We start from the raw sequence: 12799 nt of genomic DNA on the forward strand, positions 1-12799 counted from the left end.
GGATATGAAACGAATACAACATCTTGCCACCGCCGCGCTCGCGCTCTCGCTTATGGCGTCGGCGGCATCCGCCCATCCGCTCGACGGACTGACGGCGGAAGAATATCAGCGCATCAACAAGATCCTGAAAGACGGGAAGATCGCCAATGACGACACGCTCTTCCCGCTGATCGAGTTGAAGGAACCCGCCAAGGCCGACGTGCTGAAATGGAAGCAGGGTGACGCGCTGGACCGCAAGGCGATGGTGCAGTTCACCAGCCCCGACGGCTTCAAGGAGGCGATCGTCAACATCACCCAGGGCAAAGTTGAAAGCAACGAGGCCATAAAGGGTCAGCCGATGGTGCTGTTCACCGAGTTCATGGACGCGCTGCAGGGCGTCCTCGGCAACCCCGAAATGGTCGCAGGCCTTGCCAAGCGCGGGCTGAAGCCCGAGCAGGCATTCTGCCTGCCGCTGACCGGCGGCAATTTTTTCACCGAGGAATATAAGAATTCGCGCCTGATGAAGGTGCCTTGCTACCGTGTCCCCGAAGGCTCCAATTTCTACGCCAAGCCGATCGAGGGACTGTTTGCCATCTACGACATCGGTAAGAAGAGCGTCGTGCGCGTGATCGACACCGGCGCGGTTGACGTTCCCAAGGACAATTGGGGTTACACCGAAGAGGAAGTGGCCGCCCGCACGCCGCTGCGGCCGAAGATGAACAAGGTGACGATGACCCAGGAAGGCGGCCCCAACTACAAGCTCGACGGCAGCCATCTCGAATGGGATATCTGGCGGCTCAACTTCCGGGTCGACAAGCGCCCCGGCCTGGTCATCTCCAATCTCGACGTCAACGACGGCGGCACCTGGCGTTCGGTGATCTACCAGGCGCATCTTTCCGAGGTCTTCGTACCCTACATGGACCCGACCGAAGGCTGGTACTGGCGCACCTACATGGACAGCGGGGAATATGGTTTCGGCCTGTTTCTGAGCCCGCTGACGGCAGGCATCGATTGCCCGGCCAATGCAACCTTCCTGCCGGCCACGATCGCCGACGACAAGGGCAATCCGTTGGAAATCCCCAACGCGATCTGCGTCTTCGAACGCAGCATCGGCGATCCGGCCTGGCGGCATTTCGAGGTGTTTGCTCAGACACCGGAAAAGCCCATTCCCGCCGAAGGTCGTCCTGCGACGGAACTGGTGGTGCGTACCGCCTCGGAAGTCGGCAATTACGATTACCTCATCGATTATCGCCTGCAGCAGAACGGCCAGGTCAACATCTATGTCGGCGCGACCGGTCTCGATGCAGTCAAGGGCGTTGCCTCGACATCGATGAAGGATCCGACCGCCAAGGCCGATACCGCCCACGGCACGCTGATCGCGCCGAATCTGGTGGCGGCCAACCATGACCATTACTTCAACTTCCGCATCGACTTCGACGTCGATCAGCCGGTCAACCATTTCTCGACCATGGATATCGTTCCGGCCAAGATGGACCCGGCCAGCCCGCGCAAGTCGATGTGGACGGTCGAGCACAAGATGCCCAACACGGAACTCGAGGCGCGCTACAAGCTGTCTTCGATGCAGCCGCGCTACTTCATGATTTCCGACCCGGCCCGCGAGGGGTATCTGGCGCATGAACCGGCCTACATGATCCATCACGGCGATGTTTCCTACGGCCCGTTCGATTTCGCCAACGATCCGCCGATGAAGCGCAACGCCTATATTGAATATTCCGTCTGGAACACGGTCTACGATCCGGATCAGCGCTATGCGGGCGGCAAATATGCCATGCAGAGCGACGGTTCCGACACGCTTGCCGAATGGGTCAAGGCCGACAAACCGCTGATGGGCAAGGATATCGTCACCTGGTTCTCGGCTGGTTTCCATCACATTCCGCGCATGGAGGACTGGCCTGTCATGTCGACGGAATGGAAGACGGTGCACATCATGCCGCACAATTTCTTCGCCCATAATCCGGCGATGACATTACGGAAATGATGCCGCACGAGATGGGCGAGCGCAGCCCACGACAGCCCGCTCACGAAGACTTGAACCGTTGGGCATCCGCTCCAACGGTTCGGTCTTGCATCAGAAGTCTACACTGATGTTGCCGGCCGTTGCCATGACGCGTGAAGTACATTCGAAAGCCTCCGGGTACAGTCTTGGGTACAAACCCAAACCGAGTCTCTAAAAACTCAATGAAATCAATGAAGGTCTGATGGCGGAAAAGATGCCCGCCTTTTTTCGTAAGTTATTGAAACTGTTGGCCACTTGACCTTGATATTTATGAAGCTGCGGGAGAGTAGGGTGTAAAACCATCCGTCTGCACTATAGACAATCCGAATAATTGCGCAGATGCTGTCCTTGGTATTTTCAAGGAGGGCGAAAACATGCGAAAGCTCATGATTGCGCTTGGAATGGTTGGTATCCTCGCGTCTTGCACGCAAACGGAGCGAGGGACCGCAATCGGCGCTACTTCGGGCGCCATCATTGGTGGCGTTGTCAGCAATAGCTGGCAAGGCGCGGCCATCGGCGCAGCGGCTGGTGGCGTTGCAGGCGCGCTTATTGGCCACTCTCGCGAGCATCGCGGATATTGTATCTACCGGGATCGATATGGTCGCAAGTTCGAGGCTCGCTGCCGGTAACTGCAGCCCGACCTTTCGTAACGGCGTGTGTTCCACTATCCACACTGTGGGAATTCAAAGCTGGCCGGTGGATGCCGGTCGCCAGCAACATCGCTACTGTCTCGCGCACTGGAGGAAAAGGGCATGCGCGAAGGCGAGTCGGTGTGTCACAGCGTACCGACCCGCTACCACAATTCCAGGAGGCCGGCGGGATTCGAGGGGGTGATTCTAGCAAACAAGCCGCCATCCACTTGCCGATGACTAAAATGCGTGCGGAAAATTTACAGCACAAAATCAGCAAAGTGCCTGAAGGCGTCTAAAAACGTGCCTTATTTCGGTTTGCGGAAACCGAATAATTTGGTCAAAAAATTAAATTAAATAAAGGGGATGGCGGAGAAGATGGGATTCGAACCCACGATACCCTTCCGGGTATACTCCCTTAGCAGGGGAGCGCCTTCGACCACTCGGCCACCTCTCCGTTGACGCCCTGATAGGTGGTTTGCTTTGGGCAATCAAGCGGTTTTTCATGGTGGTCGATGTTTTCCCGGCAATCCGTCGCTTCGACTGCTTTTGCGAGCACTGCATACCGATCGAGATAACTGCGCCGAATGTCGGCGGATCTCGCGGATCTCGCGGCTCTCGCCGGGCAGGGTTCTCAATACAGGTGTAACACTTCCCGGTCGTCAGTGTTTGAAAAATACATTTCCTGTCTCGCCCAGGCAGGTCGTTTTGTCACAAAAGCTTCTTGCCGAACTGCTAGGCACGCCCCGACATCAGTTGCTTGCCATCCCTCATTCCATGACTCGCCAGAGCCAGTAGCAGGATCGTTTGCAGGCCGAAAACTCACGGCCGTCCGGGTAGGCTAAGTGCCTGTCTTGAATTGGGTTTGTATCCGGCGAGACATCAGTTTCGAGCGGCCATCTTCCCGTGCATATAATCCATAGAAATTGTAGCATAAATGCAACGTTGCATTCTGTTCAGAGCTGCAAGAACATGTTTTAGCGGGCGCTACCATTGAGTCGATGTTCGAAAAAGCTAATTTCGCATCGGCAGCAGGGATGATCCTGCGAGCTGGAATCAATGTTCATGCGGGGGCGGTTGCTTTCGTGACCAAGCATGAATGAAAAGTATTTATTTCTGGAGGTCAGAAAATGAACATCAAGAGCCTTCTCCTTGGCTCCGCGGCCGCACTGGCGGTCGTATCCGGCGCCCAGGCTGCCGACGCCGTCGTCGCGGCCGAGCCGGAGCAGATGGAATATGTAAAGGTGTGCGACGCCTATGGCACAGGCTTCTTCTATATCCCGGGCACGGAAACCTGCCTGAAGATCGGCGCCACGCTTCGTTATGAGAAGCGCATCAAGAAAACCGGCGATGCCGATTCCGTCTATGACAATCATGGCCGCATTCGTTTCGACGTTGAATCGCGCAACGATTCGGAGTGGGGCACCGTCTATAGCTGGATTCGTCTCCAGGGAGATCAGGTCAACAATGGTAACGATGCTGCCGGCTCCGATCCGGCGGCGGCCTTGAAGTGGTACTATTACTTCGGCATCGGCGGGGCCGAGTTTGGCAACTGGGACAGCCAGTGGAAGAAGTTCCTCGGCACCGGTTTCACCGATGATGGTGGCATCTACCAGTCCGATGACGATTTCCCTGATTCCCGTCAGTATGTCAGCTACACCGCTGAATTCGGCTCCACGAAGGTCTATGTGTCGCTCGATAATGACGCCGACGAATATTATGACACGTCCGACGTCGGCGGCAAAATCTATCGCGGTGAGTCCCATAGCGACAAAGATCTCAATGATCTCAACCGCGGTCGCAAATATATGCCCGACGTGACCGCTGGTGTCTCGACGGAGTTCAATGATTGGCTCGTCGGTGCCAACGTTGCCTATGACGAATCCGCAGAATCGGTTGCGGTCAAGGGTGTCGTCGCCGGCGAATTTGGAATGTTCGGCGTCCGCGCTCTCGGCTTCTGGTCCGACAGTTATCAGAACATCTTCTTCAACTACGATGGCTTCAGCGCAATCCTCGGCCTCCAGGCCACGGTGACCGACTCGGTCATCCTCTCCAAGGACATCCAGTTCTGGGATAATGGAGACTGGCGCATTGTTGGCGACGCGGAGTGGAAGGTTGCTTCCGGTTTCTCCGTGCTGTTCGAAGGCATTTATGCCGATCGCTATGACGTGAAGACCAAGCAGGGCATGCTGCGCTTCCAGCGCAAGTTTTGATCGCTCATCCTGCTTCGCTCAACGAAAGGCCCGGTTCTCCGGGCCTTTTTTGTGAATCGGCGTTGCCAGGCCTCTATCTACGTCGAGGGAATCGCACGTAACCGCATCTTCGATTCTCCTTGTGAGCCCCGATTGTATCCGTCAAAGTCGTCGATGCGGCGTTGGGAATGTAACCGCCAACGGGCGCCGACTGCCGCCGAGGGCCTGGATTTAGCCGGTTTCGCAGCTGCCGTGGGGTCACAAGTGATTTCAGGGTACGACTTAAGTGTCTGATTTTATTAACGTCCTGTTAGTAATTCTTAAGAAACCATCAACTTTTGGGCGGGGCAGGGCGATTTTGTGTCATTTTTGTAACATGGCGTGTTGAAGAACGGGAATTGGGTTTGCGTTTGTGCAGATCTGCGTTGCGTAACCGGTTCGCCCGTCTATGATCACATTCGAAGCGACGGGCCAGCCCGATGTCTTCAACAAAAATGGGATGGGGCAGGGAATGCTGTCCTTCAGCGAAAATAAGACCCATACCCGATTGAAACGTTTTGACTGGAGGTCAGAAATGAACATTAAGAGCCTTCTTCTCGGCTCCGCAGCTGCTCTGGCAGTTGTTTCCGGTGCTCAGGCTGCAGACGCTGTCGTCGCTGCTGAGCCGGAACCGATGGAATACGTTAAGGTTTGCGACGCTTACGGCACCGGCTACTTCTACATCCCCGGCACCGAAACCTGCCTCAAGATCGGTGGCCAGGTTCGTTACGAAAAGCGCTTCCAGAAGGTTGGTGGCGATAGCACTCAGTACGACAACCATGGTCGTATCAAGCTCGACGCCGAAGCTCGTAACGACTCCGAGTGGGGCACGGTTTACAGCTGGATCCGTATCCAGGGCGAACAGTACAACAACGGTAGCGACATTTCTGGCGGCGGCGCTGCTGACTACCTGCATTGGTACTACACCTTCGGCATCGGTGGCCTCGAATTCGGCAACTTCGACAGCCAGTGGGCGAAGTTCTTCGGTTACGGCGGCTTCACGGATGACGGCGGCGTTTACACGTCGGATTGGAACTACCCGGATTCTCGCCAGTACATCAGCTACACTGCCGACTTCGGTTCGTGGAAGGCCTACATCTCGCTCGACAACGATGCTGACGAATACTACAGCACTTCGGACGTTGACGGCGTTATCTACAACGGCGAAGCGCACAGCGGCAAGGATCTCAACGATCTGAACCGCGGCCGTAAGTACATGCCTGACGTAAGCGCCGGTGTGTCCGGTACGTTCGGCGACTGGCAGGTTGCCGGTGGTGTTGCTTACGACGAATCGGCTGAAGCGTTCGCAGTCAAGAAGCTCGTTGCTGGTAACTTCGGCATGTTCGGCGTCCGCGTCATGGGCCTCTACTCGAACAGCGACCAGAACATCTACTTCAACTACGATGGTTTCAGCGCGATCGTTGGTCTCCAGGCCAAGGTTACCGACACTATTACCCTCGCGAAGGACATTCAATGGTGGGATAACGGCAGCTGGCGTATCGTTGGCGACGTGAACTGGGAAGTTGCTTCTGGCTTCTCCGTTCTGCTCGAAGGCGCCTATTCCGATCAGGACAATGGCCCGAAGACCAAGTCTGGTATGCTTCGCTTCCAGCGCTCGTTCTAATCCTTACGGATTGGATGGAAAGGCCCGGGTTTCCCGGGCCTTTTCTGTTTTGAGGAAATCATTTTAGAAACCGAGAGACTGCCGCATAGATGCTGTCCAGATGAAGCAGCGGCGCATGGCCTTGGCCCAATGCCACAGCGGCAAAGGACTTCGAGTGGCGTTCCAGCATCTCGGATACGGTCTTTTCTGAAAGCAGCCGCGAATGTTCTCCCCGGACGACCAGCAAGGGGATGGCTTTCAGCAGTTCGAACTGCGACCATAGATCCGGGAGCTGTTGCGAAAAGTCGATCGTTTTCAATGGCTCGGCAAGGGCTGGATCGAAGTCCACTATCCAGCCGAGTTCGGTCTGCCGGTAAATGGCGCTTGCCATATCCTGCCAATCACAATCTGACAGGGCCGGAAACTCCGCTCGATGTATCGAAACGAGTGATTCTATCGCCGCGCCCAGGGAAGGGTAGGGCGGCTTTTCCGAGAGATAATCGCGGATATGCCGCAGCCCATCACTCTCGATCACCGGCCCGATGTCATTGAAGATCATCGAGATAATTCGGTCCGGCGCCATGTTGCCCAGCATGTGCAGAATCAGACCGCCGCGCGATGTCCCGATGAACCTAGCTTTCTCGATGCCGAGATGGTCGAGTGCGGCGAGGACGTCCTGCGCCTCGCGCATGATGTTGTAGTTAGCCTTGTTCGGATCCCACTCCGATTGCCCCCGCCCCCGATAGTCGAGGGTGATGATTCGAAGCCCCTCGGATTGAAGTTTCGCGGCCAGAGAATGGAAGTCCCGACTGTTACGCGTCAGGCCAGGCAGGCAGACAACCGGAGGAGTGGAGCTAGAAGGGCAGGGATAGTCGCGACCGTAAAGCTTCAAGCCATCGTCGGAGGAAAAATGAAAAGGTTGGAACCGGGATTCTGACATTGCTAGGCCTTTGCTGATGCATTTGGCCTAGAAAACCCGCAAGTAGCGCGGCCCGTCAAGGCCGCTTGCGATTCGGACCCGGTGTTTACCGGCGTCCGGCTGTCAGGTCGGCGGCGATATCCGCCTCCTGGTTCAACAGACTCTTGTAGACTTGGTAGTTTTCCATGACGCGTTGGACGTAGTCGCGCGTCTCCTGGAACGGGATATTTTCCACCCAGTCAACGACAGCGTCGATATCCTTGCCGCGCGGATCGCCGTAGCGCTTGATCCATTGCGGGATTCGTCCGGGGCCCGCATTGTATGCGGCGAAGGTCAGCACGTAAGAGCCATCGAACTTGCTGATCTGTTCGCCCAGATAGTGCGACCCCAGCGTGGCGTTGAATGCGGGATCATCCACCAGCTTTTCCTCCGCATAGGCCAACTGATACTTCTGCGCGACCTTCTTGGCGGTCGAAGGCAAAATCTGAAGCAATCCCTTGGCATTGGCTGGGGATACAGCTGACGGGTTGAACGCGCTTTCTTGGCGCGCAATTGCATAGGCGAGCGCTTTTCCGGCGCCGGATATGTCGGCAGTTTCCGGGATGGCGCCGAGTGGAAACGCCGCCAATCCAGGGTCGTGGCCCTGCTTGAGCGCGGCTTTGCCGATTGCCAGCGCCAGCGACGGCCCGTGTTTCTTCAATGCGTATTCGGCAAGTGCCTGCAATTCGCTAGGGCTTTCGAGGCTGCGTGCGAGCGCAAGGTACATGCGGCGGGCCCGGCCATCCTGTCCCGTTTTCTCAAGCAGGGTAATGGCTTGCATCTCCGGCTTGCTGGAAAAAGAAAGCATGATCTCCAGCCCTTGCTGATAGCGCGCGGCAGGCATGATCGGCGTCTTCAATTTTGCGGCAGCAAGCTGACCATAGAAGGTCGCGGGATAGAGTGCCGCCTTGCTGTAGAATACCTTTGCATCTTCGGTCTTGCTGGCCTGCGCAGTGCGGCCGAGCCAGTAGTAGCCGCGCGCCTGGTCGTGCGCCCTGGCGCTCGATTGCAGCAGTACCCGGAAATGACTCGCGGCATCCTTGTAGTTCTTCAGCCCGCGGAGGGCATACCATCCGGCGTGGAATTCGGCTTCTGCGATATCTGTTGGTGATTGAGCGACGTGCGCGCTCGCCAACCGGTAAGCAGCCTTTGCATCGCCGACATCCATCAACCCTCGGCTGACGATTCTGGCTTCCACCCACCAGGCGCTGGGATCACCGAGAAGACCAGCTTCTCGAGGCATTTTCTCAAACAACGTTGCTGCTTCTTCAAACCGTTTAGCCTGACGCAAGTACTTGATGGATGCGTAGACAAAGGCAGGTTCGGTGCGCCATTTCTTGTCGACGGCAGCAAGCAACTGCTTGCGATCCTTGGATTTTCGCGAAACCGCGGAAAAAGCTTCGTAGAGCGATTCCGATTTAGCCATTTCGGAAAAGCGTTTTGCCTGGGACAGCTTTTCGGCAAACAGCAGGCGAACCATCCGCTGGCGGTGATCATTGCCGTCAAGCAGCGTGCCGAACTCGGCGATGACCTTGTCTTCGATCTGTGCGTCGAGGATCTTGTCGTGCCACAACGACCGGAGAATCCGTTGGGCGCGGGCCTTGTCCCCGGTTGCGAGTGCTGCGCGGGAAAGAATGATTGCGCCTTCCGGTGTCTGCGGCAGGCGGTCGGCGAAAGCGGAAAGAGCCAGTTGCGCATCGGTGTATTCGCGATAGAGCGCCTGCTCGTAATTGGTGTCGATGTCGGAGAGGGCGGGCCAGTCCGCCAGCGCTCCGCGCGCCATCGCGAGTTCGGTGGCCGGCACCGCTGTTTGACCCGACACCGCAATTGCCCAGGTCAGCGTTTTCCATTCGATTGTGTTGGGGGCTAGCTGATCGCGAGCAGCAATGGCTTTCAGGCTGTCACGTATGGACAGTGCCTTGAGGCCGAGCGTCAAAGTCGCGCTTGGAACCGGATCTGCTTTCGGCTTGGCAACGACATTGGCATCAAGTCCTGATGGTTCGAGCATCAGTTGCCTGGGCTTGACGGCCAGTGCCTTGACTGGCTTGTCGATGCGGTCGGATTTGATCGACAGGGTGGCGATGGATGTGTCGGGGAGCGTTTCCACCGGTTCGGGCTGGCTGCCGAGCAGGGCCCAAACGGTGCCTCCGCCAGCAGCCAGTACAGCAATCGCAATGAGCGCTTGTTTCATTCCGTTGCTCCGGCCATCCAACACATCGGCAATTCTTGCCGGCAGCGCAGTTAACGGATGGTAAAAATTGTTGTTTTCGCCTTTTCTCCGATCCAAAAGGTGGATAGAAGCGCTTCAAATCCGCTTGCTGGTAAATGCCGCCTTATATAAGGTCCGTGCTTCCGTAATTGAGGATTGCGGCCAAAGCATGGGCTGAAAATGCCCGATCAGGAGTTGTTTCATGTTCAAGGGTTCCATTCCCGCACTTTTGACCCCGTTCAAGAATGACGGCAGCGTCGATGAAGATGCTTTTGCCGCACATGTGGAATGGCAGATCGCCGAGGGCAGCGCCGGCCTGGTTCCTGTCGGCACCACGGGTGAATCGCCGACCCTTTCGCACGCCGAGCACAAACGTGTCGTCGAACTCTGCATTGAGGTGGCCAACAAGCGCGTGCCGGTCATCGCGGGTGCAGGCTCCAATAACACGGTCGAGGCAATCGAGCTCGCGCGCCATGCTGAAAAGGCGGGTGCCGAAGGGCTTCTGGTTGTCACGCCCTATTACAACAGACCCACCCAGAAGGGCATGATCGCGCATTTTTCGGCGATTGCCGAGGCGGTCAAGACGCCGATCATCATCTACAATATCCCGCCCCGTTCGGTGGTCGACATGTCTCCCGAGACGATGGGCAAGCTCGCTGCCGCCCACAAGAACATCGTCGGCGTCAAGGACGCCACTGGCAAGATCGAGCGTGTTTCCGAACAGCGCATCACCTGCGGCAAGGATTTCATCCAGCTTTCGGGTGAAGATGCCACAGCACTCGGCTTCAACGCGCATGGGGGCGTCGGCTGCATTTCGGTCACCGCTAATGTCGCACCGCGTCTTTGCGCCGAGTTCCAGGCGGCGTTGCTTGCCGGCGATTATGCCCGGGCCCTCGAATACCAGGACCGCCTGATGCCGCTGCACAAGGCGATCTTCATGGAGCCAGGCGTCTGCGGGGCCAAGTATGCACTCTCGAAACTCGGAAGGATGAGCCGCACGGTTCGTTCGCCGCTCGTGTCCGGCCTTGAGCCGGCCACCGAAGCCGCGATCGACGCTGCATTGAACCATGCCGCTCTTATGAATTGATATGACGCACAAGGGCAGGCCGAGCACGGTCCGGAAGATTGTCGCGGAAAACCGCAAGGCCCGTTACAATTATGAAATCGTCGACACCTACGAAGCCGGCATCATGCTGACCGGCACGGAGGTCAAATCGTTGCGCGAGGGCAAGGCCAACATCGCCGAGTCCTATGCCAGCGACGAAAATGGCGAGATCTGGCTGATCAATTCCTACCTGCCTGAATATCTGCAAGCCAACAGGTTCAACCATGCGCCGCGTCGGCCGCGTAAGTTGCTGTTGTCGGCCAAGGAAATCGGTCGGCTGCGCGTCGGCATCTCCCGCGAAGGCATGACGCTGATTCCATTGAAGGTCTATTTCAATGAACAGGGTCGGGCAAAGCTCGAGCTTGCACTTGCCAAGGGCAAGAAGCTGCACGACAAGCGCGAGACCGAGAGGGAACGCGATTGGAACCGTGAAAAGGGCCGGTTGCTCCGCGACCGCGGATAACGGAAACGAGAAAAGGCACCCCCAGGGGTGCCTTTTCTTTTCCAGTCATATTTGTGTTGAAGGTTCAGACGTCATCCGCATCGTCGTGCACCGGCTCGACTGGACGAACCGGGCGTTCGGAGGGATCCCGGCCGACTTCGCCCTTCAGGGTCATCAGATCGATAAAGTGGTCGGCCTGTCGGCGCAGGTCGTCGGCGATCATTGGTGGCTGCGTGGCCATGGTTGACACGACCGAAACCTTGCGACCCTTGCGCTGCAGCGCCTCGACGAGCGTCGTGAAATCGCCGTCGCCGGAGAAAATCACCAGGTGGTCGACAACTTCGGACTGTTCCATCGCATCGATCGCGAGCTCGATGTCCATGTTGCCCTTGATTTTCCGGCGGCCGAGAGAATCGGTGAATTCCTTGGCCGGCTTGGTGATCACCTTGTAGCCGTTGTAGTCCAGCCAGTCGATCAGCGGGCGGATGGAGGAATATTCCTGATCTTCGATGAGGGCCGTGTAATAATAGGCGCGCAACAAATAGCCACGCTTCTGAAAAGCCTTGAGGAGTTTTCGGTAGTCGATGTCGAACCCGAGGCTCTTCGAGGCGGCATATAGATTGGCGCCATCAATAAATAATGCAATTTTCTCGCGAGGATCAAACATGTTTCGTCCTGTTAGGTTGTCTGATTTGTGTGCTGCGTTCAATAGGCGACACGAGCAGTCGACTCGCTCTGTGAGCAAACCGGACACTTTATGAATCATTCATATAAGTCGTCCTTTAGAGTACCATTGCGCCATTTCCAAGGGGAAATTCGAGAACATTCGGAAATTATACGTTTATAAAACTGTGCCGGATTTGAATCTCCGAACTATTGTTTGCGCTTACATGTAGATTGTGCGGTTGCTCATTCAGCCCTTATTGGAGCGGTCAGGAATTCGCCTGCCGAAGAGGATTCTCTGCGGCTGCAATATTAAACTACAACCATCGAAATAGGTTCCAATTTGTTTTTCTAGCGTGCTATGTTTGTTGCACACGCCCCTTCCGGCATGTGCCGTAACGGGATTTTTAAGGAATGCCGCATTGATGTCTTGAAATTGTCGCGGGAAGCCTGTATCGGCTCGCCGGATAAGCTGACACGATGACACTATATAAGGACAGGCAATGGCCCGCGTCACAGTTGAGGATTGCATTGACAAGGTTGATAACCGGTTTGAGCTGGTGCTGCTTGCCAGCCACCGTGCCCGCCTGATTTCGCAGGGCGCGCCGATCACCATCGATCGCGACAATGACAAGAACCCTGTCGTGGCGCTTCGCGAAATCGCCGACGAAATGCTGTCGCCGGGCGATCTCAAGGAAGATCTGATCCATTCGCTGCAGAAGCATGTGGAAGTCGACGAGCCGGAACCCGATGCATCGGCGATGATCCCGGGCGAAGCCCAGGCCGACAGCGCCGACATGGACGACGAACAGCCGGAAACCATCAATTTCGACCAGATGTCGGAAGAGGAGCTTCTGGCCGGTATCGAAGGACTGGTTCCGCCGGAAAAGAACGACGACTATTGATTTCTGCCAATAAGTTGCCGGAAGTCCGGTAAGCAGATTGCGAATTCAGGCGTCGGTC

The 12799-nt window shown here is 56.6% G+C and carries 10 protein-coding genes and 1 tRNA gene; 7 read left to right on the plus strand and 4 right to left on the minus strand.

What is annotated here, in order from left to right:
* Positions 1–4 precede the first annotated feature (4 nt).
* Positions 5–1978, plus strand: coding sequence for a copper amine oxidase (locus JJB09_RS03810; RefSeq protein WP_201653349.1), 1974 nt, complete (start codon positions 5–7; stop codon positions 1976–1978).
* Positions 1979–2370: 392 nt separating this feature from the next.
* On the plus strand, positions 2371–2625 hold the full coding sequence (locus JJB09_RS03815) for a YMGG-like glycine zipper-containing protein (protein ID WP_201653352.1): 255 nt from the start codon (positions 2371–2373) through the stop codon (positions 2623–2625).
* 367 nt (positions 2626–2992) lie between these two features.
* Here JJB09_RS03815 and JJB09_RS03820 read toward each other — a convergent pair.
* A tRNA-Ser gene (locus JJB09_RS03820) sits at positions 2993–3082 on the minus strand.
* A gap of 673 nt (positions 3083–3755) precedes the next feature.
* Between JJB09_RS03820 and JJB09_RS03825 the strand changes: the two genes are divergently transcribed.
* Together JJB09_RS03825 and JJB09_RS03830 are read left to right on the plus strand one after the other, a co-directional pair.
* Positions 3756–4838 (plus strand): porin, encoded by a 1083-nt coding sequence (locus JJB09_RS03825; RefSeq protein ID WP_201653355.1) that lies wholly within the window; start codon positions 3756–3758, stop codon positions 4836–4838.
* Positions 4839–5391: 553 nt separating this feature from the next.
* Positions 5392–6480, plus strand: a complete 1089-nt coding sequence (locus JJB09_RS03830) for a porin (RefSeq protein WP_201653358.1) — start codon at positions 5392–5394, stop codon at positions 6478–6480.
* Positions 6481–6538: 58 nt separating this feature from the next.
* Here the strand turns inward: JJB09_RS03830 and JJB09_RS03835 are convergent, their stop codons facing one another.
* Positions 6539–7399: an alpha/beta fold hydrolase gene (locus JJB09_RS03835; protein WP_201653361.1), complete on the minus strand. Its 861-nt coding sequence runs from the start codon at positions 7397–7399 to the stop codon at positions 6539–6541.
* Positions 7400–7484: 85 nt separating this feature from the next.
* Positions 7485–9608, minus strand: coding sequence for a lytic transglycosylase domain-containing protein (locus JJB09_RS03840; RefSeq protein ID WP_201653364.1), 2124 nt, complete (start codon positions 9606–9608; stop codon positions 7485–7487).
* A 220-nt stretch (positions 9609–9828) separates the two neighbouring features.
* Here JJB09_RS03840 and dapA point away from each other — a divergent pair, with 220 nt between their 5' ends.
* Positions 9829–10713 carry a 4-hydroxy-tetrahydrodipicolinate synthase gene (gene dapA / locus JJB09_RS03845; protein ID WP_201653367.1) on the plus strand — a complete coding sequence of 295 codons (885 nt, stop codon included), beginning with the start codon at positions 9829–9831 and terminating at the stop codon, positions 10711–10713.
* A 1-nt stretch (position 10714) separates the two neighbouring features.
* Positions 10715–11194, plus strand: a complete 480-nt coding sequence (gene smpB, locus JJB09_RS03850) for an SsrA-binding protein SmpB (RefSeq protein ID WP_201653370.1) — start codon at positions 10715–10717, stop codon at positions 11192–11194.
* A gap of 64 nt (positions 11195–11258) precedes the next feature.
* On the opposite strand, the gene JJB09_RS03855 is transcribed toward smpB, so the two are convergent.
* Positions 11259–11840: a LabA-like NYN domain-containing protein gene (locus JJB09_RS03855; RefSeq protein ID WP_201653373.1), complete on the minus strand. Its 582-nt coding sequence runs from the start codon at positions 11838–11840 to the stop codon at positions 11259–11261.
* Between the two features lie 499 nt (positions 11841–12339).
* Here JJB09_RS03855 and rpoZ point away from each other — a divergent pair, with 499 nt between their 5' ends.
* Positions 12340–12741, plus strand: a complete 402-nt coding sequence (gene rpoZ, locus JJB09_RS03860) for a DNA-directed RNA polymerase subunit omega (protein WP_201653376.1) — start codon at positions 12340–12342, stop codon at positions 12739–12741.
* The last annotated feature ends 58 nt before the right edge of the window (positions 12742–12799 follow it).

It is taken from the genome of Phytoamicus setariae, from assembly GCF_016722925.1.
Lineage (GTDB): Bacteria > Pseudomonadota > Alphaproteobacteria > Rhizobiales > Rhizobiaceae > Rhizobium_E > Rhizobium_E setariae.